The organism is Marinobacter gelidimuriae (genome assembly GCF_000372805.1).
In the GTDB taxonomy this organism is placed as follows: domain Bacteria; phylum Pseudomonadota; class Gammaproteobacteria; order Pseudomonadales; family Oleiphilaceae; genus Marinobacter; species Marinobacter gelidimuriae.
Genome location: NZ_KB889872.1, coordinates 32,127 through 53,871, shown reverse-complemented (window position 1 = coordinate 53,871; position 21,745 = coordinate 32,127). Strand labels below are relative to the sequence as shown.

Genomic DNA, 21,745 nt, shown 5'->3' with positions numbered 1-21,745 from the left:
ATGCTGCTATGGCGGTGACGCTGGCATTTAATTCTCTGCTGATGTTTCATCATCGCTATGCTGTTGCTGTAACCAAAGCCTTGCGTAGTAACCATCTTTCGCCAGCAACTCATTATGCCCACCGCTCTCCACAATCTGGCCCTCGTCCATCACCAGAATGGTGTCGGCGTCGCGCACAGTGGATAGGCGGTGCGCGATTACCAACGTCGTGCGCTGTTGGGTAACCTCGTTAAGGGCATCCAGAATGGCCTGTTCAGAGATCGAGTCCAGCGATGAAGTGGCTTCGTCCAAAATCAGCAACGGCGGGTTTTTCAGTAATACACGAGCAATGGCAACGCGTTGTTTTTCGCCACCGGAAAGCTTCAGTCCACGTTCACCCACTCTGGTGCTATAGCCATCCGGCAGGCTACGGATAAACCCATCCAGGTTGGCCTGGCGGACCGCGTGGTGTATTTCGGCTTCGCTGGCGCCGGGGCGGCCGTAGGCCAGGTTGCTGTAAAGGGTGTCGTTGAACAGCACGGTGTCTTGCGGCACCACACCAATGGCCGAGCGCAGGCTATCTTGGGTAATGTTGCGAATGTCTTGCCCATCAATGGTGATGCTGCCGCTGTTTACATCAAAAAAGCGGAACAGCAGCCGTGCCAAGGTGGATTTACCAGCACCGCTGGCGCCAACTACCGCAATGGTGTGGCCTGCGGGTATGGTGATGTTCACGCCTTTCAAAATGGCCCGTTCCTGATGGTAGCTGAAGCGCACGTCGTGGAATTGCACGTCACCTTTTGTGATCGCCAGGGCTTTGGCATCGGCGGCGTCTTCAATCGCCGGCTTGTCGCCCAATAAACCGAACAGGCGCTCTACATTCACCAGTGACTGGCGAATTTCGCGGTACACAAACCCCAAAGCATTCAGCGGAATGAACAACTGGATCAGGTAGGCATTCACCATGGTGAAGTCGCCCAGGGTCATCTGCCCACTGGCCACTTCGCGTACGGCCATGGCCATAATGGCCACCATAGAGGACCCAATAATAAACGCCTGGCCAATGTTCAGCACCGCCATAGACGTGCGGTTTTTAAGCCTCGCCTGCTCCCACAAATCCAGATCTTCGTCGTATTGCTCGGCTTCAAAGCGCTCGTTATTAAAGTATTTAACGGTTTCGTAGTTCAGCAGGCTGTCGATAGCACGGGAGTTAGACTGGTTGTCGCGGTTGTTGGCTTCGCGCACGAAGGCCGTGCGCCATTCGGTCACGCGGATAGAAAAAACCACGAATACCACCACTGACACCAGTATCGCCAGCACGTAACTGACGTTGAAGGCGACCAGCAGAATGCCTGCCACCATCGCGATTTCGAGCAGGGTGGGCACAATATTGAACAGGGTGCTACCAAAACGCAGCGCGCCATAGGCCAGCACTAACATCAGCGGGATCCACAGCACCATGTCAGCGCCACGATTTTGATCCAGATAATCGACGATGTATTTCAATGCAATCGGCGTAGTGACTATGGCCACTTTCGCCATGATCAGCATGCTGACCGCCAGTATCACCCGGCCACGGTATTCCGCCAGGTAGGGCCACAGGCCGGCGATGATTTTCCAGTCCGGCTTATGGTTGGCAGGGTAGTCGTTATCGGCGTAGGGGCGCACAGAGATTCCTTAATGGTCACAGAGCAGAGGGGCGTATGATAAACCCTTTGGCAATACAGATCGTAAGTCTGCGGGAGTTTACAGTACCCACTCATCAGGAGGCACACTATCAACACCGTTCATCGCGAGGCTTTGAAACTGGTTGTCGGGTTTATTCATCCCTATCGCAAAGCCGTTGCTGGTGCGATAGTGGCCCTAGTTATTACGGCGGGAATCACCCTTGGATTAGGTCAGGGGCTACGTATTCTGGTGGACCAAGGGTTGGCCACCGAGTCACCGGCCAATCTGGCGCGGGCTGTGGGACTGTTTTTTGTTTTGGTTCTTGGCCTGGCGGCGGGTTCTTTCGCCCGGTTTTATCTGGTGTCGTGGATTGGCGAGCGGGTAGTCGCCGATATCCGTAAACGGGTGTTCAACCACTTGATTGATCTGAACCCAGGATTTTTCGAGAGCAACCGGGCGCTGGAAATACAGTCGCGATTTACGGCTGATACCACGGTGCTGCAATCAGTGATTGGCTCCACGGTGTCGATTGCGCTGCGAAACGCGCTGATGCTGGTCGGCGGTTTGCTGCTGTTGTTTATCACCAACGCCAAGCTGGCGTCAGTAATAGTGCTGGGTTTTCCGCTGGTGATTGTGCCCATCGTTATTTTTGGCCGCCGCGTGCGGCAGCTGTCGCGCTTAAGCCAAGACCGGGTAGCCGATGTGGGCAGCTACGTGGGCGAAAATTTAACCCAGATAAAAACCGTGCAGGCGTTTAACCATCAGCCCCACGACCGCCAGCATTTTTCTGAAGTTTCTGAAAACGCCTTTGATATCGCCCATGCCCGCATTCGCCAGCGCGCCTGGCTAACCACCATGGCCATTACTCTGGTGATGGGAGCGGTGGGCGTGGTGATCTGGATTGGGGGTCTGGATGTGATTTACGGCCGCATTACACCAGGCGAGCTGGCCGCCTTTGTATTTTACAGCTTATTAGTAGGTGTTGCCGCCGGCGCCATCAGCGAAGTGATCGGAGAACTGCAACGGGCGGCAGGGTCGGCCGCACGACTGTTCGAACTATTGCAGACCAAGTCTGAGTTTCAGCGCGCGGTCGATTTACCCGAGCAGTTTCCTCAGCCGGTAAAAGGTGGAATACGTCTTGAACACCTGACGTTCAGCTACCCGGGCCGCAGTGCTCAACCCGCCCTGCAGGACGTGTGCCTTGAGGTGCGGGCAGGCGAGACGTTAGCGATCGTGGGACCATCAGGGGCGGGCAAATCCACCTTGTTTGATCTACTGCTACACTTTTATCAACCCAGCGGCGGCTGCGTGCGCATTGATGGCACGGATACCCGTGATGTATCACTGCAAGCCCTGCGCTGCTGCTTTGCCTTGGTGCCACAGAACCCTGCGCTGTTCCACGGTACGGTTGCCGATAACATTCGCTACGCACGTCCGCAGGCGACTCAGGCAGATGTCGAAGAGGCCGCCGGCATTGCCCACGCCCATGAGTTTATCGTGGCTCTACCCGACGGCTACCAAACCCGACTGGGTGATGGCGGGTTGGGGCTGTCCGGTGGCCAGAAGCAACGCCTGGCCATTGCCCGTGCGCTATTGGCGGATGCTCCCATTCTGCTGCTAGACGAAGCCACCAGCGCGCTGGATGCCCATAGCGAGAACCTGGTTCAGCAGGCCATGCCAGCACTCACAACCGGCCGTACCACGCTGGTGATTGCCCACCGCCTGGCCACGGTGCGGGATGCAGATCGCATTGCGGTGTTTGACCAAGGCCGTTTACTGGCGGTGGGCAGCCATCAGCAATTAATGCAGGAAAACAGCCTCTACCAGCGCCTGGCGCAGCTCCAGTTCCGCAGCCAAACTGGAGAATAGCGTTGTTTTGTGCTACCGTAGCTCTCATAATTTTGCAATAAATCGAACCAAATTTAATCCAGGTTCGTCCAAATATACCCACTCAGGGAGAACAGCAACGTGAGTAACAAAGAACTTCAAGCACTTAAAGAACGTTACGTAGCCGCCGGAGCCGCAAGCCCCAACGAGCAGTTTGCAGACCATGCCACCAACGCCGAGCTGTGGGATGCAGACGGCAAACGCATGATCGACTTCGCCGGCGGTATTGGCGTGCTGAACATCGGCCACCGCCATCCGAAAGTGGTGGAAGCAATAAAAGCCCAGCTGGACAAACTAATGCACACTTGCCAGACGGTCATGCCCTACGAGGGCTATGTGCGGCTGGCGCAGAAACTCAGCGACGTGGTACCTGTTCGCGGCCACGCCAAAGTTATGCTGGCCAATTCCGGAGCCGAAGCCCTGGAAAACGCGGTGAAGATTGCCCGCGCAGCGACCGGTCGCACTAACGTGATTTGTTTCGATGGCGGCTATCACGGCCGCACCTTCATGACCATGGCAATGAACGGCAAAGCGGCTCCTTACCAGACCGACTTCGGCCCCATGCCGGGCATGGTGTACCGGGCTCCCTATCCAGTGCCCTATCACGGCGTCAGCGAAGACGAAGCGCTGCGTGGCCTGGCCATGACCATGAAAGCGGACTCACCGGCCCGCAACACCGCCGCCATTGTTATTGAACCCGTATTGGGCGAGGGCGGCTTCTACCCGGCACCTACCAGCTTTATGAAAGCCCTGCGCACAATCTGCGATGACAACGGCATCGTGTTGATTGTGGATGAAGTACAAAGCGGGTTTGGCCGTACCGGCAAGATGTTTGCAATTGAGCACACAGGCGTTGAACCAGACATGATGACCATGGCCAAGAGCATGGCCGACGGTATGCCAATTTCTGCCATTGTGGGCACCGACAAAATCATGGACTCGTGTGGTCCCAACTCTTTGGGCGGCACCTACGCCGGCAGCCCCACTGCCTGTGCAGCTGCGCTAGCGGTGTTTGAAGTATTCGAGACCGAGGATATTCTGGGCAAAAGCCAGCGCCTGGGCGAAAAACTGAACCAACGCTTCAGCCAGTGGCAGGAGCAGTTTGCCCACGTTGACAACGTGCGTACCCTGGGTTCCATGGCCGCGTTTGAATTGGTAGAAAGTAAAGATACCCACAAACCCATGCCAGAGCTGGTCGGAGCTATTACCAAACTTGCCAAAGCCAAAGGGTTGATTTTGCTTGGCTGTGGTTTGTACGGCAACACGCTACGTTTTCTGATGCCGGTTACCATCGAAGACGAGGTACTGGAAGAAGGTTTGGCCATTTTGGAGCAGTGTTTGAAAGAAGCTGGCGCCTAATCCGCACTCGCTTACTCTGATAAGCCGGGCAAAGTGCCCGGCTTTTTTGTGTCTGTTAGTCACCAGAAATTGAATCGACCGTGCCAGGCTCGGCGTATTTACCCAGGTGCCCTTATTTCTCGTATACTGTGCCCAGTGAGGCTCGCGTAACTTTGCCAGCCTCGTCGCCGTTTCATTAACCAGGCAGAATCATGACGTCACCGAATACTGCATCTGTATCCGATCACAAACCCAGGCCCTGGATAGACCTGCTGGTCAGTATTGTTATCCCTTCCGTTATTCTGATGAAGTTCAGCGGCGATGAATACCTGGGCAGCGTAAATGCGCTGATTGTTGGCCTGGCGTTTCCCCTGGGCTGGGGTCTGTTTGAATTAATTCGCTATGGAAAAAAGAACTTTATCGCCCTGTTGGGGATAATCAGTGTGACCCTCACCGGCGGCATTGGCTTGCTGGAACTGGACGCCGGCTGGCTGGCCATCAAAGAAGCCGCGGTGCCTGCGGTGATTGGTCTGGCAGTGCTGGTGTCTACACGCACCCGTTACCCACTGGTGCGCACCTTGCTGTACAACCCCAACGTGCTGGACGTGGATAAGATTCACCAAACGTTGGCAGAGAAGGGCAAAGTCGCAGAATTTGAAGCCCGGTTGCTGAACGCCAGCTACTTTTTTGCCGCTACTTTTCTGTTCTCATCCATCATGAACTACGTGCTTGCACGCTGGATTGTGACCAGTGACGCCGGCACCCAAGCGTTCAACGAGGAACTGGGGAGAATGACGCTGGTCAGCTATCCGATGATTGCCATTCCTTCTATGGTGATGATGATGCTTATTTTCTGGTATTTGTGGCGCACCATCAGCCGCTTGACGGGTTATAAGTTAGAACAGGTAATGGCTTCTCATCTAGCTGATAAATAAAGTAAATTTCAAGTATAAAAAAACGGCGAAGATGTAAATCTTCGCCGTTTTTTTATCCCGAATTTTAGAAAGATCAGATATCCAGGTTGGTCACTTCCAAAGCGTGTGTCTGAATGAAGTTACGGCGCGGCTCAACATCGTCGCCCATCAACGTGGTGAACATCTGGTCAGCGGCGAAAGCGTCTGCAATGGTCACTTTCATCATACGGCGGGATTCCGGGTCCATGGTGGTTTCCCACAGCTGTTCCGGGTTCATCTCGCCCAGACCTTTATAACGCTGAAGGGTCAGGCCGCGCTGAGCTTCTTTCATCAGCCAGGCAAGGGCGCCTTCAAACGACAAAACAGCCTGCTTACGCTCACCACGCTGGACGTAAGCTCCTTCTTCAACCAGAGCGTCCAGGGTTTCACCCAGGCGGGCGATGGCTTTGTAAGACGGCGCCTCAAAGAACGTATGGCTAAAAACGTGCTCGTGGGCCATGCCGTGCAAATGCACGGTTACCATTGGCAGATACAGATCGCGCTCGGTATCGTGATGTACCGAGAACACGTATTTGGTGCCAGTGCGGGTATCCAGTTCCAGGTTATTACCCAAGCGACCTACCCAGCTTGCAACGGCTGCTTCGTCTTTCAGCTGTTCCGATGTGAGGGTGTTATTGTGCAGCATCTGCGCCAGCACCTTAGACGGGTAAGCCCGTGACAGGCGGTCAATCATGGCCATCACGGCTTGATAGTCCTTCACCATGGTTTCCAGAGCAGAATCCTTGATGGCAGGCGCATCGGCGTTAACGAACAGCTGCGCGCCTTCCAATGCGGTCTGGGTCAAATAGCTCTCGCGGGCATTTTCATCCTTTAGATACTGCTCTTGCTTGCCACGCTTTACTTTGTAAAGCGGTGGCATGGCAATGAACACGTGGCCTCGCTCAATCACTTCACGCATTTGACGGAACAGGAAGGTCAGCAGCAGGGTGCGGATGTGCGAACCATCTACGTCGGCGTCAGTCATGATGATAATGGAATGATAACGCAGTTTTTCAACGTTAAACTCTTCGCGCCCAATGCCACAGCCCAGAGCCGTAATCAGGTTACCGACTTCTGCTGATGACAGCATCTTGTCAAATCGGGCTTTTTCAACATTCAGGATTTTACCCTTCAGCGGCAAAATCGCCTGGTTTCGCCGTTCCCTACCCTGCTTTGCGCTACCGCCCGCGGAATCACCCTCCACTATAAACAATTCGGAAAGAGCGGGATCTTTTTCCTGACAGTCGGCCAGTTTGCCGGGAAGACCGGCAATATCCAGAGCGCCTTTACGGCGGGTCATGTCCCGGGCTTTACGCGCTGCTTCGCGGGCACGGGCGGCCTCAATCATCTTGTTGACGATTAGCCGCGCTTCACTGGGCTGCTCCTGAAGATAAGCTGTAAAGCTCTGATAGAGCTCCTGTTCTACAGCAGTTTTCACCTCGGAGGAAACCAACTTGTCTTTGGTCTGGGAAGAAAACTTTGGGTCTGGTACTTTCACACTGATGATAGCCGTCAGACCTTCGCGAGCGTCGTCGCCGGAAGTGCTTACTTTGGCCTTCTTACCCAAGCCTTCGTGCTCAATGTAGCTGTTCAAAGAACGAGTCAGCGCCGTGCGAAACCCAACGAGGTGCGTACCGCCGTCACGCTGTGGAATATTATTGGTAAAACAGTAGATATTTTCCTGGAAGGCATCGTTCCACTGCATAGCCACTTCCACTTCAATACCGTCTTCACGCTGTTGGGTAAAATAGAACACCCGATTGATAGGGGTTTTGTTGGTGTTCAGGTGTTCTACAAACGCCCTCAAACCACCCTCATATTCAAAGAGTTCTTCTTTTCCACTGCGCTCATCGGTCAGGCGAATGCGTACACCGCTGTTCAAAAACGCCAGTTCCCGAACCCGTTTTGCCAGAATTTCGTAGTGAAACTTGATGTTGGTGAACGTAGCTTCTGAAGGAATGAAGTGTACCTTGGTGCCGCTGGCGTCAGTGCTGCCAACCTCGTGCAAAGGCGCCGCCGGAACACCGTGGTTATAAGTCTGCTCGTATACTTTGCCGCTGCGACGAATGGTTAACGTCAACACCGACGATAGGGCATTAACAACCGACACGCCCACACCGTGAAGACCACCCGACACTTTATAGGTGTTGTCGTCAAACTTACCGCCAGCGTGAAGTACGGTCATGATAACTTCGGCAGCAGAAATGCCTTCGCCTTCGTGCAGATCAACTGGAATGCCGCGACCATTGTCGTGCACGCTGACAGATTCGTCAGGATGGATACGAATTCCGATTTCTGTGCAGTGGCCGGCTAGCGCTTCGTCAATGGAGTTGTCTACCAGTTCGAACACCATGTGGTGCAGGCCAGTGCCGTCGTCCGTATCGCCGATGTACATGCCAGGCCGCTTGCGCACGGCGTCCAGGCCTTTCAGTACTTTGATACTGGAGGAATTGTAGGCTGATTCACTCATTAAAAAACTCCTGAAGGCTGATGGCCGCAGCGTGATTAAAAAATGCGGCCAGCTAATGTTCTTCCGTTACCTGACCATGTTCCACGTGGAACATTCTGAAATCGGGCGTTGTTGTACCCGGCCATAAGGTGTCGGGCGTCTGCTGTTCGATGGAGGTGATGAGCACCTGACACTGCAGCAATCGTAATTTTTCGGCCAACATTTGCCGATGTCGACTATCGAGTTCGGCGTTTATGTCGTCCAGTAAAAACGTGACCTGCTTTCCCAACGGCCGTAAAACCATGCCTTGGGCAATCTTCATCAAAATAACCAATGTTTTTTGCTGACCGCGGGACAGTATTTCCGCCACCGGCCAGCCTTGTATTTTTAGACGAATGTCAGCTCGATTGGGCCCATACAAAGTGTGGCCCATTCGACGTTCTTGATCCCGATGACTCACCAGCACTTCCGACAACCGTTGGGTATGGTCCCAACCGGGATAAAACTCCAGTTTTAGTTGATTCGCCCAGGCTGCATCGGTTTCCCCGAGAAGCAACCAGAAGGCCTCTTTAAACAGGGCAAACGCTGCAAGACGGGCATCCGTCACTCGATTGCTTAACAGGTCGTACTGGGCATCCCAGGCCCTCATCAACGATTCATCTATTCTACCATTTCTCAGCGTTTGGTTCCGCTGTGATATTACTCGCTGACATTGCTGCCAGGCGCCGCCAAAAGAAGGTTCCACGTGGAACACTGACCAATCCAAGAACTGCCGTCGCTTACCGGGGCCGCCGGCCACAATATCAAATACTCCCGGGTCGATCACCAATACCGGGAGATGTCGCGCCAACGCCGACAGACTGCGCACGGCTTCACCGTCTACTCTTAGAACTGTCTCCTTAAGGCCGACATCTCTGGAAATACCCAAGCGATGCGCATAGCTTGAGGCCCCTGCTTCAGGTGCCGTCTTTAGTTCAGAATTCGGAATACAAGAGTTGCGAGCATCGGAGTTACCCGTATCAGGATTTGGAGCGCCAGAATTGAACGCGCCAGAATTGGAACCACTACAATTAAGAGTGCCGGCATCCAGGCCGCCAAACACCGTAAATCGCTGCTGTTGATGTTGAACGACAGCCTGGTGGCGACTGACGCGAAACGAGCGGCCCAGGCCCAGGTAGCCGATGGCTTCCAGCAAACTGGTTTTACCACTGCCGTTAGCGCCGTATATCAGATTAAAAGCGGGGGAGAAGGTGACAGGCTTTGCCGCCAAGTTACGGAAGTGTTCGGTTTGCAGTGTAATCAGTGCCATAAAAAAACTAAGGGCCAAAGCCCCTAGTGCAACATCTTTAAGCGGTCGTCCATGAACATGTCCATTTCCGGCGCCAATATGTGTACGTAACGGTCAAAATACAAAAATTGCTTCAACAGCAACGCAAATTCCCGCGGGAAGTGCAGCCCATGGCTTTCCCCTACTTTGACCATATCCATCAGCAGATGATTTACGTCGTCTTCGGCCCGGTCCGCCGTGTAAGCAACGGTATCTGGCACCATCTGATCCATCTTAGAGTAAAGCGTGCGCAAATCATTAGCAAGCAAACTGGCTTCAACCGTGTGTCGAGTAACCCCAATGCGGATCATTGCATCGGCCATGCCGTCGAAATTGCCCACCAGCACAGTCTGAATAAAATCGTTCACCGCCTGCCAGGTGTCGGGCGAAATTCGCCCAACTATCCCGAAGTCGATAAACCCAACCCGACCGTCGCGCAACACCATCAGATTACCGGCGTGTACATCGGCGTGAAAAAAATCGCATTGCGTAAGGCTGGAAAACCAGGTGTTCATGGCAGTAATCAGGGTTCCTTCCGGATTGTTTGTGTATCCGCGAATACTGTCCAGATCGGTCAAAGGAACACCGTAAAAACGTTCCATTATTAAAATGCGGCGGGAGCTACACTGCTCATACACCTTGGGCACGGTGGCGTCGGTGTTATGAGTGTCGTGTAGAAACTGCCTGAAAACCTCAAGGTTATTGGCTTCCTTGATAAAATCGCACTCTTCCATCATCGTGCGCTGAATTTCATCAACAATATCGGATAACGATGTCCACGACAGCTTTGGAGCTAAAGTTTCAAGGATTCGGGCAGATACGTACAAAAAGTTCAGGTCCGTGAGCAGAATATTGCGCACGCCGGGCTTTTGCACCTTGATAACCACTTCTTCGCCGCTGATCAACCTCGCGACATGCACCTGGGCGATGGATGCCGAGGCCAAGGCTACCGGATCTATATCTGTGAACACCTCTTCCACCGGACGGCCCAATTCTTCCTCAATGATTTTGCGGATCACCCGATACGGCAGGCTTGGGGTGCTATCCAGGCAACCCTGAAACTCTTCCACATACTCTTTCGGAAAAAAGGTCGGTGAGCTGGCAATGAATTGCCCCAGCTTTATATAGGTGGCACCAAGGGACTCAAAGGTCTGCCGCAACAAACGCGGAGCAGGGGGGCGGTCACCGCGCACCCAGTTAAACCCAATACGCCCGAGCACGCTCATGGTCTGACCAATACGAAAAGCACCTTTTATACCGTCTTTTAAACGTGTGACCATGCCCCGGAACTCCTGTTATTAAAACCTTTCAGAACTTTTTATCCGTGAGTTGCATACACCGACTATACGCGGGGTGCTCGCGCCGGCTGTTTGTGGGGTGCCGCGGCAACCTACAAACGCATTGGCATAACCACATAGAGGCAACGAGCATCCGTCTGGGATTCGATTAACGCGCTGCTATTAGGGTTCGACAAAGTGACCTTTACCTGGTCATCATCCAACGCGTTCATGACGTCTATCAGATAGCCGACATTGAAGCCGATTTGCAGGGTTTCACCCTGATAATCTACCGGCAACGCGTCTTCCGCCTGTTCCTGGTCCGGGTTATTGGCAAACACCTGGAGTTCATTGGCGGCCAGATTTAAACGCACACCGCGAATATTTTCATGAGACAGAATACCTGCCCGCTGCAGAGTATTCTTCAGGGTAATGCGATCGGCCAACACTACTTTGTCGCCCCCGCGGGGGATAACCCGGTTGTAATCGGGGAATTTTCCCTCAATCAGCTTGGACGTGAACGTATAACTGCCCACGGTTGCGCGCAAGTGATTATCGCCAATCACCAGGGTGACCGGTGTGTCCACGTCATCCAGTAAGCGCGCAAGCTCTAGCACGCCTTTACGCGGCACGATCACCTGACGCGCCTCTGGGCAACCGGTTTCAACATCCTGATGGGCCATCGCCAGGCGGTGACCATCGGTGGCTACGGTACGAACGTGATCTGCCGCAACTTCCAACAGCAAACCGTTCAAGTAATAACGAACATCCTGCTGAGCCATGGCAAACGCGGTGCTATCGAACATACGCCGCAGCTCTTTTTGCGGCAGCTCCAAACGGAAACTCTCAGCTTCGTCTTCCACATTGGGAAAATGCTCGGCCGGCAAGGTCGCCAGGGTGAAGTGGCTTTTGCCACAGCGCAGACGCAGGCGGTCGCCCTGCTGGTCCAGCTCGATGGGCGATTCCTCACCCAGCGCGCGGCAAATGTCCGCAAGCTTGCGTGCCGGCACCGTTATACGCCCAGGCTGATCTATATGAACCGGAGTGATGCGCGCTACTAGCTCCACTTCCATATTAGTGCCGGTCAGGGTCAGGGTGTTGTCCTCGGCTACCAGCAACACGTTGGAGAGCACCGGCATGGTCTGTTTCTTTTCAACCACGCCGGCAATGCTTTGCAGCGGGGTGAGCAGGGATTCACGGCTGATCGTCAGTTTCATGGCACTCAACATTCTTTTGGTGAAATTTGTCAGGGTTCAAAGCCGGCAGACAGAACGCAGTAGCGCAGCTGTCAACTGGTCAATAGTCGCATAAAGTTCTGGTAGTCTTCTCGAATACCCGGGTCACTCTCCTGCAATTCTACGATTTTTTTGCAGGCGTGAAGCACTGTGGTGTGGTCTCGGCCACCAAAAGCACCGCCAATCTCCGGCAAACTGTGATTCGTCAGCTCTTTCGACAGTGACATAGCCACTTGGCGCGGACGGGTCACATTACGTGTGCGGCGCTTGGAATGCAGATCCGCCACTTTGATTTTGTAATATTCCGCAACCGTGCGTTGAATGTTATCAATACTGACCTGTTTTTCATGCAGTGCCAGCAAATCTTTCAGACTTTCGCGAATAAACGGCGGCGTGATTTCCGAGCCCGTAAAGTGAGCGTTGGCAATTACCAGGCGTAAAGCCCCTTCCAGTTCGCGCACGTTCGAACGAATTTTCTGAGCAATAAAAAAAGCCGCTTCGCTGCTGAGCTTTACGTTCACCTGCTCGGCTTTTTTCATCAGGATCGCCACCCGGGTTTCCAGCTCCGGCGGCTCAACCATCACCGTCAGACCCCAGCCAAAGCGGGATTTCAGTCGTTCTTCCAGATCCACAATTTCTTTCGGGAATCGGTCACTGGTCACAATGACCTGCTGGCCACCCTCAAGCAACGCGTTAAAGGTGTGAAAAAATTCTTCCTGGGAGCGCTCTTTCCGGGCAAAAAACTGAATGTCATCAATCAGCAGAGCGTCTACCGAGCGGTAATAACGTTTAAATTCGTTGATGGCGTTCAGCTGCAGTGCTTTTACCATGTCCGCCACAAAGCGTTCTGAACGAAGATAGGCGACCTTCGCATTCGGATTGCGACGCACAATTTCATTGCCCACCGCGTGCATCAAGTGGGTTTTACCCAGACCAACGCCGCCGTATAAAAATAGTGGGTTATAGGCACCGCCAGGGTTTTCTGCGACCTGCATAGACGCAGCGCGGGCCAACTGGTTGGACTTGCCCTCAATGAAGGTCTGAAATGTGAATGTCTCGTTCAGGAAGCCCTGGTGCTTTGTATCACCTTCAACCTGAGCACCGGGCCGGGTACCAGATGTTCTTGGACGCGAAGCTGCTGGCGCAGTTACGGGCGCTGCCGGCCTGATCTGCTGGCTTACCGATTCACCGCGATCGTTTTTTATCACCGGCCTGGTATTGGTTGCTGTCGGCTCGGGGCGCTCTGAATCACCGGCTTTGGGCGCAGAACCCACCTTTATACCCACTCTGGGGGCGTGGCCACCGTTCAGCTCTTTCAGTATTTCTTCGATACGGCGAAGGTATTTTTCATTCACCCAGTCCATTACAAATCGGTTCGGAGCAAAAAGAACCAATTGGCCATCGAGCAAATCTGGCTGCAAAGGTCGCAACCAGGTGTTGAACTGCTGTGCCGGAAACTCGTCCCGGAGTACTTCAAGACATTGCTGCCACATACCGTATCGGCACCACCTGATAACAAAACACTGCGTTTTTCTGAGGCCTTGCGATTCTTGCACCACCGGCCTTTGAAGAGAACTCGCGATTCTACCCTGCCGAGGCCATCAGTAAAAGCACTCGAAGCAATTCATAAACAGCCTGTGGAAAAAAATAACAATGTGTTTCATAGTCTTATAGACTTACTGACAGCCTTGTGTACAGAAAATAAAAAGCACAAAAGTTACGCACAGAGGTGTGTGTACATCCACCACTAACCCCTGTGGAAAACCTGAGTACGCACGGTGCATAACTAACCCTATATTCTCGGTCTTAAGTTATCCACAATTCATATCACCCTTATCCACAGCCCCCACTGGCACTTATCATCACCTTCGCCAACTGGACACCTCCATGATTTATATCGTTTTAAATCGCTTATCCACAGAAAAAGGCCTACGTAATAACAGTAGTATTCAATCTTTAAAGAGAATTATAAAAGAACAATTACTACAGTTAGCTAAACGTGTTTTCAGGTTTTTTGCTCGAACGAAGCACCCGCTGAAAAAGGCAATTGGCCGAGCCCGTTGAGCTTATTCCAGTGTCCATAAAAACAACCCTTTTATTAGCGTTGAATTCCCACCGGGATTTGCATAGAATGCCGCTCCTGTTTTGGTTGTTCATTTTCCAACCACAGACTGAATTCCTAATCCAGAATTGTGAGATCATTCCCATGAAAAGAACGTTTCAACCAAGCGTACTGAAGCGTAAGCGCGTTCACGGCTTTCGTGCCCGTATGGCCACTGCAAACGGCCGTAAAGTTCTGGCTCGCCGTCGTGCAAAAGGTCGCGCACGTCTGTCTGCGTAAATTTTGGTCTGCCTCATGAAGGCTTTGAACTTTCCGAAATCACATCGCCTGCTCAAACCGGCTGATTACGGCAAAGTCTTCGATGACGTGCAACTGAAAATTCCGCACCGGAATTTTCTGATTCTGGCAACGCCCAATTCTCTGGGACATGCCAGAATCGGTCTTATATTTGCAAAAAAGAACCTGAAGCTGGCTGTTCAGCGCAACCGTGTTAAACGCCGAATTCGTGAAACATTCAGGTTGAAACAGCAACTCCCGGCGCTGGACATCATTGTTCTTGGCCGTCAGGGCTTAGCCCAGTTAGATAACAATCAGGTCAACCTGGCCCTGCTGGATCTCTGGCAGCGATTGGAACGCAAATACAGCAAACTGCAATCTACCCCGGCATCCGTAGCCTCGATACCACCAGGTAAAGCAAAAGGAACGGAATAATGCGCCAGCTTTTGCTACTGCCCATTCGTTTTTACCAGTATTGTCTAAGTCCGATGCTACCCAGCCGTTGCCGTTATTACCCCACCTGTTCAGATTACGCTGCCCAAGCTATTACCCAGCACGGCGCCGCTAAAGGCTCTTTGCTCGCGCTAAAACGATTGCTGCGGTGTCATCCATGGGGGAGTTCCGGTTATGATCCGGTTCCGGATACCTGTTCTGCCAAGCGCCATCAAGTTCCAACAACTCACGAACCCAGACAGTAAATTTATGGATATCAAACGCATCGTACTTTTTGCCGGCCTGGCAATTGTCAGTTATTTGATGGTACTCGCCTGGAACGAGGACTATCACCAGCCTGTGCCAGTTGCTCAAAACAGCGAGCCGGCGGACTTTTCTGCCGCTGGCAACAGCGACACTATGACGTTGCCTGAAGCTGCCGACGCCAACGCCGGCAGCTCCGATGAGTTCGCCACACCGGAAAGCGGAACGTCACTAAGCAGTACAAATAACGCCGGCAACGTCAGCAATCAGTACGTTCACGTCATAACCGATGTGCTTGATATCACCATAGACCGAGTCAGCGGTAATCTCGTCAGCAGCTCCCTTCTGCAATATGACAGAGAACTGAACGGCAACGAGCCATTGAAACTGCTGTCGAATACCCAAAACAGGCTATACGTGCTGGAAAGCGGATTAATAGGTCGCGATGGCCCGGATAACAGCCGCAATGGCGATGCACCGGTGTACAGCTCCACCCAGAATAGCTACCAGATGGCGGAAGGCAAAAATCAGCTTGCAGTGGATTTAAACTACACCACTGACAGCGGCGTAAATATCATCAAACGCTTCACTTTCAACCGCGATGACTACCAGATCGATATTCGCTATTTGATCGATAACCAGTCAGAAAGTGAGTGGCAAGCGAACTTTACCGGCAAAATTGTGCGTGACCAGGCCGGTGATCCAACGTCCCAGAACAGCATGGGTATCAAAGCTTACTTGGGATTAGTCGTCAGCACGCCTGAAGATCCGTATGAAAAGTATGACTTTGACGATCTTAAAGACAAACCGATCAACCAGTCTGTCACCAACGGCTGGATGGCGTTTCTACAGCACTATTTCCTGGCAGCCTGGATACCAGAGCCAGACCAACAGGCCCAGTTCCAAACCACCCGCCGCGGCCCTTTGGCCGTTATGGGTTTTGTGTATCCGGCAACTAGCGTACCCGCTGGTACAACCGTGGAAGTAGGCGCATCGGCCTACGTTGGTCCAAAAATTATTGATCGGCTGGAAACGGTGGCTCCAAACCTGGACCGTACCGTGGACTTTGGCTGGCTGTTCTTCATCTCACTTCCATTGTTTGTTGTGCTGAACTGGTTTCACGGCATCATCGGTAACTGGGGTGTATCGATCATACTGCTGACCGTGTTGGTTAAAAGCCTGTTCTTCCATCTTTCAGCAACCAGTTACCGCTCTATGGCACGAATGCGGGCCGTAGCGCCTAAGTTAGCCCGTATGAAAGAACTGTACGGTGATGACCGCCAGCGTATGTCGACAGAAATGATGGCGCTGTACAAGCGTGAGAAAATCAACCCGTTGGGCGGCTGTTTGCCCATAGTGGTCCAAATGCCAGTGTTTATTTCCCTGTACTGGGTTCTGTTTGAAAGCGTGCAACTGCGCCACGCACCTTTCGCGCTGTGGATTCACGATTTGTCGGTGATGGACCCGTACTTCATTCTGCCGATTATCATGGGTGCCAGCATGATGTTGCAGATGCACCTGAACCCCACGCCGCCAGACCCCATGCAGGCGAAAATCATGAAGTTGATGCCGGTCGTATTCACCATCTTCTTCCTGTGGTTCCCGGCAGGTCTGGTACTGTACTGGGTCGTGAACAACGTTCTGTCTATCAGTCAGCAGTGGTACATTACTCGCAAGATTGAAGCCCAAATGGCGGGAAAAAAGCACTAAAGAGTCCAATCAGTCAGGTTATCCAGCAATGGCTCCGTTACGGGGCCTTTGTTGTTTCAGTACTGTGGAAAACCAAGCGTTTTAAACCATCTTATCCCGCTCATATTACCCTGGAGCCGCGGCCATGGATCACCCCACAGAAACGATTGCAGCCATCGCCACCGCACCCGGCCAAGCCGGCGTCGGCATTGTGCGGGTTTCTGGCCCCCAGGCAACCGTTATTGCCCACAGCCTGCTTGGATACGCACCCAAACCGCGCTATGCCCACTACGGCCCGTTTAAAGACCGCCAGGGCGAACTGATAGACGAAGGCATTGGCCTGTTTTTTCCAAACCCCCACTCGTTCACTGGAGAAGACGTGTTCGAACTCCAGGGCCATGGCGGAACCGTAATTCTGGACCTGCTGCTACGAGAGGTATGCGCTCTGGGCGCAAGGCTGGCCAGGCCCGGAGAATTCTCGGAGCGGGCCTTTCTTAATGACAAGCTCGACCTGGCCCAGGCAGAAGCCATTGCCGATCTGATTGAGAGCAGCTCGGAACAGGCAGCCAGATGCGCGGTGCGCTCTATGCAAGGCGTGTTCTCTCGGCGCATCGAAACGCTGGTAGAAGCTGTTACCCACCTGCGGATTTATGTGGAAGCCGCTATCGATTTTCCGGAAGAAGAAATCGATTTTCTGGCCGATGGAAAAGTTGCCACCGATCTTCAGAATCTACGAGACCAGCTTCAGGGCATCATGCTGGAAGCCCAGCAGGGCACCATTTTGCGCGATGGCATGAAAGTGGTGATCGCCGGCAGGCCCAACGCCGGTAAATCCAGCCTGCTGAACGCCCTTGCCGGCCGTGAGGCAGCGATTGTGACCGCTATCGAAGGCACTACCCGCGACGTATTACGGGAACACATTCACATTGACGGCATGCCGCTGCACATCATCGACACCGCCGGCCTGCGCGATAGCCCAGACGAAGTGGAACAGATTGGCATTGCCCGCGCATGGGATGAAATTCACCAAGCCGACCGCATACTGCTCATGGTGGATGCCACCACCACCGATAAAACCAACCCCCATAAAATTTGGCCAGATTTTATTGACCAACTGCCAGTTGCCGCGCCGATTACGGTCATCCGCAACAAGGTGGATTTATCGGGTGAAAGCGTAGGTTTATCCGAATCATCACCGCAGCAGGCCCCGGTGGTGCGCTTGGCAGCCAAATCCAGCGCGGGTTTGGACGCACTAAGGGACCACCTTAAGCAATGTATGGGCTTCGCCAGCACCACTGAGGGCGGCTTCCTGGCTCGCCGCCGCCATTTGGACGCGCTTGAACGCGCTGCGGACTTTCTGGTTCAGGGCCAGGCTCAGCTAGAAGGCTACGGCGCCGGTGAACTGCTAGCGGAGGATCTGCGCGCTGCGCAGGATGCATTGGGAGAAATTACCGGACAAATAACGCCGGATGAGCTTTTGGGCAAGATTTTTGGCTCGTTTTGCATCGGGAAGTAATAGCGCTATCTCCAAACGGGGACAGATTTAAAATCTGTCCCCTATCCTCCGATATGCCAACAGGTTGCCAGAACTCGAGGCCTCAAATGAATTTGCCTGTCACTCTGTCTTGGAATAACAGGTCTTGAATTGGTTATTTTGGTAGCAAGCTTTTTAGTAAGGGCTACACTGTAGTTTGGTGCTTATAGAATTCTAATATTTTGAATGTTAGGACAAATTCATGGCTGAATACTACCGGAATTTTCATTTGCAACCGCTGGCAAGGGAGTGGCGCGAAGGTAGCGGCAAAGATGCCCGTGCCGTTGTGAACCCATACACCGGCGAAACACTGGTTTTCATTCGTTCTGCGACGTCTGCCGATCTGGATGCGGCCTACAAAAAAGCCGCAGAAGCTCAGGTTGACTGGGCAGAAGCGCCTCTCGCCGAACGCGCCGCATTGATGCATAAAGCAGTGTCCATTTTTGACCAACGCAAAGAAGAGATCATTGACTGGCTGATCCACGAGTCTGGCAGTACCCGTTTGTGGTGCTGGAAGATGCAGACGTCGAGCAGGCTGTAAAAGCAGCGATTTTTGGCAAGTTTTTGCACCAGGGCCAGATCTGCATGGCCATCAACCGGATGTTGATCTGGCACTGCCGGGTCCGTTGGGGTGTGGTCTCCAGACTGGCGCAGGAACGATTCTGAATCGCCTGAAGCCGGAATTCGGTTCCAGTGTGGTGGTTTACGGTGCTGGTGCTGTGGGCCTTAGCGCCGTTATGGCGGCCAGAATAGTTGGCTGCCAGTACATCATCGCGGTGGATGTTCATGACAGCCGGCTTAATTTGGCTCTGGAACTGGGCGCAACCCATGTTTTCAACGGTAAAAAAGTCGATGTGGTAGCGGAAGTCAAAAAGCTTACCGGTGGAGGCAGTCATTATGCGCTTGAAACCACCGGTGTGCCCCAGGTGGTCAAGCAGTCATTGAATGCCCTGCGGCCACTGGGAACCTGCGCGATCGTCGGCATTACGCCCGAAGTAAAGCTTGATATTCATAATGACTTGATGGCCGAAGGCAAGAGCATGATAGGTGTCATTGAAGGTGATTCTATCCCCAGGGTGTTTATTCCGCAGTTGATTGCGTACTACAAAGCGGGGCAGTTTCCGTTTGACAAACTGATCAAGTTTTATGATTTTCAGCAAATTAATCAGGCATTTGAGGACTCAGCGAGTGGCGTTACCATCAAACTAATTGTGAAGATGGCCTGGAAATGCACCTGGCCGCTGTCACCGGTTTGGCCACCGTCCAGAATGTGCAGCGACACCCAGTCGGGCGTGCCGGCAATGGCTCCGTCGGGAACGGCATTTGAGTGATTGAGAAAAGTGTGACCCATTTTGTGCCGTCAGCCGCGGTAATATTTCAGCGCTGTGGAGTTCTGGTGTAAACTTGTGGCCCAACCCTCTTAAAGCCGCCTGTTACCCGCAAACGACAGGACGACAAAAATAAGGATACAGCGCCATGAGTGATACCCCCCAAGACCCTCGCCGCCGTTTCTCCGCCCCGGTTGTGGACGGTGTGGCTAAATCCGCCAGCCGCTCCATGCTGAGGGCCGTCGGTTTTAACGACGAAGATTTCAGCAAACCGCAGATCGGCATTGCCTCCACCTGGAGCATGGTTACCCCGTGTAACAGTCACATCAACGAGCTGGCCGACATTGCTTGTAAGGGTGCGGACCAGGCCGGTGGCAAAGGCGTTATTTTTAACACCATTACGATTTCTGATGGCATTGCCAACGGCACCGAAGGCATGAAGTATTCCCTGGTGTCGCGGGAAGTCATCGCCGACTCCATTGAAACTGTGGCCGGTTGTGAAGGTTTTGACGGTCTGGTAGCCATTGGCGGCTGTGACAAAAACATGCCTGGCTGCATCATGGGCCTGGCGCGGCTGAACCGGCCTAGCGTGTTTGTTTACGGCGGTACTATTTTGCCCGGCGAAGGCCACACCGACATTATTTCCGTGTTCGAAGCGGTGGGCGCCCATGCCAAGGGCGAGATGTCGCTGATCGAAGTGAAGCAGATTGAAGAAACCGCCATTCCGGGCCCCGGTTCCTGTGGCGGTATGTACACCGCCAACACCATGGCCTCGGCCATCGAAGCGCTGGGTATGAGCCTGCCCGGCAGCTCGGCGCAGAACGCAGTGTCGAATGACAAAAAAGCCGACTGCGAAGCCGCCGGCGCCGCGGTCATGAATCTGTTGGACCGGGATATCAAACCCTCCGACATCATGACCCAACCCGCCTTTGAAAACGCTATCACTGTGATCATCACTCTGGGTGGTTCCACCAACGCTGTACTGCACCTGATTGGCATGGCCCACACGGTGGGTGTAGAGCTAAGCCTGGATGACTTCACCCGCATTGGTAAAAAGGTTCCATTGTTGGCGGACCTGCGCCCTAGCGGTCACTACATGATGAGCGAATGGGTGGCCATTGGCGGCATTCAGCCGCTGATGAAAATGCTGCTAGACGCCGGCATGTTGCACGGCGACTGTCTGACGGTAACCGGCAAAACCCTGGCGGAAAACCTGGCCACGGTAGAACCCTACGCCGACGGCCAGAAAATCATCATGCCTCTGGATCAGCCGATCAAAGCGGAAAGCCATCTGCGCATTTTGTTTGGTAATCTGGCGCCGGAAGGCTCTGTGGCAAAAATTACCGGTAAAGAAGGCACCCACTTTAAAGGTCGGGCGCGGGTGTTTGGTTCGGAAGAAGAAGCCCAGGCGCGAATTCTGGATGGCACCGTGGTGGCTGGCGATGTGCTGGTGATCCGCTATGAAGGCCCACGCGGCGGCCCTGGCATGCGCGAAATGCTGTCACCCACCTCGGCGATTATGGGCCGTGGGCTGGGCAGCGATGTGGCTTTGATAACCGACGGTCGTTTCTCCGGTGGTAGCCACGGCTTTGTAGTAGGCCACGTTACTCCGGAAGCCTTTGACGGCGGCCCTATTGCCTTGGTGCAAGACGGCGACGAAATTGTGATTGACGCCGTGGCCGACAGTATTGAACTGAGCGTCAGTGACGACGAACTGCAACGCCGCCGCGAAGCTTGGCAGCAACCGCAACCGCGCTACACCCGCGGTGTGCTAGCCAAGTACGCGCGCACCGTTAGTTCGGCGTCGACCGGTGCAGTGACGGATCTGCCCGAGTCCTGAGGACAAGCTCGGCGCCGTTACCGCAGATAGCGGTACGGCGCCGGATGTCAATTGCTGAAATCTTCACTATGCAAGCCAATGGGTAGTTAACGAAAAAGCGGCTTTAAACGACATCAGTCAAGCTCTTTGCAACCGCTTTGCGCTCTAATAGAGCCCACTCTTAGAGCGCACTCTAAATTACCAAAACCCAAGAACACGTTTAGGTGC

General features: G+C 53.4%; 17 protein-coding genes and 1 pseudogene. 12 read left to right on the top strand and 6 right to left on the bottom strand.

Translation table 11 applies throughout. The features are described from left to right. Positions 1-27 precede the first annotated feature (27 nt). Positions 28-1,647, bottom strand: coding sequence for an ABCB family ABC transporter ATP-binding protein/permease (locus A3OI_RS0105575; RefSeq protein WP_018403326.1), 1,620 nt, complete (start codon positions 1,645-1,647; stop codon positions 28-30). 132 nt (positions 1,648-1,779) lie between these two features. Here A3OI_RS0105575 and A3OI_RS0105570 point away from each other — a divergent pair, with 132 nt between their 5' ends. The 3 genes from A3OI_RS0105570 (at position 1,780) to A3OI_RS0105560 (ending at position 5,807) form a co-directional block, all read left to right on the top strand. Then, the gene (locus A3OI_RS0105570; protein ID WP_018403325.1) at positions 1,780-3,516 is read left to right on the top strand and encodes an ABC transporter transmembrane domain-containing protein; all 1,737 of its coding nucleotides are present in this window, start codon (positions 1,780-1,782) and stop codon (positions 3,514-3,516) included. 99 nt (positions 3,517-3,615) lie between these two features. Continuing rightward, entirely contained in the window at positions 3,616-4,893 is a 1,278-nt protein-coding gene (gene gabT / locus A3OI_RS0105565; protein ID WP_018403324.1) for a 4-aminobutyrate--2-oxoglutarate transaminase, read from the top strand. A gap of 191 nt (positions 4,894-5,084) precedes the next feature. Beyond that, a complete protein-coding gene (locus tag A3OI_RS0105560; protein WP_018403323.1) occupies positions 5,085-5,807 on the top strand; it encodes a VC0807 family protein in 723 nt (240 codons plus the stop codon). A 73-nt stretch (positions 5,808-5,880) separates the two neighbouring features. Here the strand turns inward: A3OI_RS0105560 and gyrB are convergent, their stop codons facing one another. From gyrB to dnaA, 5 genes are all read right to left on the bottom strand, one after another. Then, positions 5,881-8,295, bottom strand: a complete 2,415-nt coding sequence (gyrB, locus tag A3OI_RS0105555; RefSeq protein ID WP_018403322.1) for a DNA topoisomerase (ATP-hydrolyzing) subunit B — start codon at positions 8,293-8,295, stop codon at positions 5,881-5,883. 52 nt (positions 8,296-8,347) lie between these two features. Continuing rightward, positions 8,348-9,583: a DNA replication/repair protein RecF gene (gene recF, locus A3OI_RS0105550; protein ID WP_018403321.1), complete on the bottom strand. Its 1,236-nt coding sequence runs from the start codon at positions 9,581-9,583 to the stop codon at positions 8,348-8,350. A 23-nt stretch (positions 9,584-9,606) separates the two neighbouring features. Next, the gene (locus A3OI_RS0105545; RefSeq protein ID WP_018403320.1) at positions 9,607-10,881 is read right to left on the bottom strand and encodes an ABC1 kinase family protein; all 1,275 of its coding nucleotides are present in this window, start codon (positions 10,879-10,881) and stop codon (positions 9,607-9,609) included. 110 nt (positions 10,882-10,991) lie between these two features. Further along, positions 10,992-12,095, bottom strand: coding sequence for a DNA polymerase III subunit beta (gene dnaN, locus A3OI_RS0105540; RefSeq protein ID WP_018403319.1), 1,104 nt, complete (start codon positions 12,093-12,095; stop codon positions 10,992-10,994). 71 nt (positions 12,096-12,166) lie between these two features. After that, positions 12,167-13,606, bottom strand: coding sequence for a chromosomal replication initiator protein DnaA (gene dnaA, locus A3OI_RS0105535; protein WP_018403318.1), 1,440 nt, complete (start codon positions 13,604-13,606; stop codon positions 12,167-12,169). Between the two features lie 713 nt (positions 13,607-14,319). Between dnaA and rpmH the strand changes: the two genes are divergently transcribed. From rpmH to ilvD, 9 genes and pseudogenes are all read left to right on the top strand, one after another. After that, the gene (gene rpmH / locus A3OI_RS0105530) at positions 14,320-14,454 is read left to right on the top strand and encodes a 50S ribosomal protein L34 (RefSeq protein WP_026224022.1); all 135 of its coding nucleotides are present in this window, start codon (positions 14,320-14,322) and stop codon (positions 14,452-14,454) included. Between the two features lie 15 nt (positions 14,455-14,469). Next, entirely contained in the window at positions 14,470-14,886 is a 417-nt protein-coding gene (gene rnpA / locus A3OI_RS0105525; protein WP_018403316.1) for a ribonuclease P protein component, read from the top strand. Continuing rightward, entirely contained in the window at positions 14,886-15,149 is a 264-nt protein-coding gene (yidD, locus tag A3OI_RS21705; protein ID WP_081622888.1) for a membrane protein insertion efficiency factor YidD, read from the top strand. The genes rnpA and yidD overlap by 1 nt, the downstream gene beginning before the upstream one ends. A gap of 4 nt (positions 15,150-15,153) precedes the next feature. After that, positions 15,154-16,857, top strand: coding sequence for a membrane protein insertase YidC (gene yidC / locus A3OI_RS0105520; protein ID WP_026224021.1), 1,704 nt, complete (start codon positions 15,154-15,156; stop codon positions 16,855-16,857). A 124-nt stretch (positions 16,858-16,981) separates the two neighbouring features. Further along, positions 16,982-18,352, top strand: coding sequence for a tRNA uridine-5-carboxymethylaminomethyl(34) synthesis GTPase MnmE (mnmE, locus tag A3OI_RS0105515; protein WP_018403314.1), 1,371 nt, complete (start codon positions 16,982-16,984; stop codon positions 18,350-18,352). A gap of 220 nt (positions 18,353-18,572) precedes the next feature. Next, positions 18,573-18,911 (top strand): aldehyde dehydrogenase family protein, encoded by a 339-nt coding sequence (locus A3OI_RS0105510; RefSeq protein ID WP_018403313.1) that lies wholly within the window; start codon positions 18,573-18,575, stop codon positions 18,909-18,911. Further along, a pseudogene (locus A3OI_RS24785) lies at positions 18,869-18,979 on the top strand (aldehyde dehydrogenase family protein); the annotation flags it as partial. The gene A3OI_RS0105510 and the pseudogene A3OI_RS24785, both read left to right, overlap by 43 nt. A 17-nt stretch (positions 18,980-18,996) precedes the next feature. Further along, positions 18,997-19,701, top strand: a complete 705-nt coding sequence (locus tag A3OI_RS19435) for a zinc-binding dehydrogenase (RefSeq protein ID WP_228702902.1) — start codon at positions 18,997-18,999, stop codon at positions 19,699-19,701. A 145-nt stretch (positions 19,702-19,846) separates the two neighbouring features. Next, complete coding sequence (gene ilvD, locus A3OI_RS0105500; protein ID WP_018403311.1) at positions 19,847-21,538, top strand: dihydroxy-acid dehydratase; 1,692 nt, start codon at positions 19,847-19,849, stop codon at positions 21,536-21,538. Positions 21,539-21,745 lie beyond the last annotated feature (207 nt).

Bases quoted from the DNA above. Each gene is read 5' to 3' on its own strand.
- A3OI_RS0105560 (WP_018403323.1), top strand. From the start codon at position 5,085: ATGACGTCACCGAATACTGCATCTGTATCCGATCACAAACCCAGGCCC.
- gyrB (WP_018403322.1), bottom strand. From the start codon at position 8,295: ATGAGTGAATCAGCCTACAATTCCTCCAGTATCAAAGTACTGAAAGGC.
- recF (WP_018403321.1), bottom strand. From the start codon at position 9,583: ATGGCACTGATTACACTGCAAACCGAACACTTCCGTAACTTGGCGGCA.
- A3OI_RS0105545 (WP_018403320.1), bottom strand. From the start codon at position 10,881: ATGGTCACACGTTTAAAAGACGGTATAAAAGGTGCTTTTCGTATTGGT.
- dnaN (WP_018403319.1), bottom strand. From the start codon at position 12,095: ATGAAACTGACGATCAGCCGTGAATCCCTGCTCACCCCGCTGCAAAGC.
- dnaA (WP_018403318.1), bottom strand. From the start codon at position 13,606: ATGTGGCAGCAATGTCTTGAAGTACTCCGGGACGAGTTTCCGGCACAG.
- rpmH (WP_026224022.1), top strand. From the start codon at position 14,320: ATGAAAAGAACGTTTCAACCAAGCGTACTGAAGCGTAAGCGCGTTCAC.
- rnpA (WP_018403316.1), top strand. From the start codon at position 14,470: ATGAAGGCTTTGAACTTTCCGAAATCACATCGCCTGCTCAAACCGGCT.
- yidD (WP_081622888.1), top strand. From the start codon at position 14,886: ATGCGCCAGCTTTTGCTACTGCCCATTCGTTTTTACCAGTATTGTCTA.
- yidC (WP_026224021.1), top strand. From the start codon at position 15,154: ATGGATATCAAACGCATCGTACTTTTTGCCGGCCTGGCAATTGTCAGT.
- mnmE (WP_018403314.1), top strand. From the start codon at position 16,982: ATGGATCACCCCACAGAAACGATTGCAGCCATCGCCACCGCACCCGGC.
- A3OI_RS0105510 (WP_018403313.1), top strand. From the start codon at position 18,573: ATGGCTGAATACTACCGGAATTTTCATTTGCAACCGCTGGCAAGGGAG.
- ilvD (WP_018403311.1), top strand. From the start codon at position 19,847: ATGAGTGATACCCCCCAAGACCCTCGCCGCCGTTTCTCCGCCCCGGTT.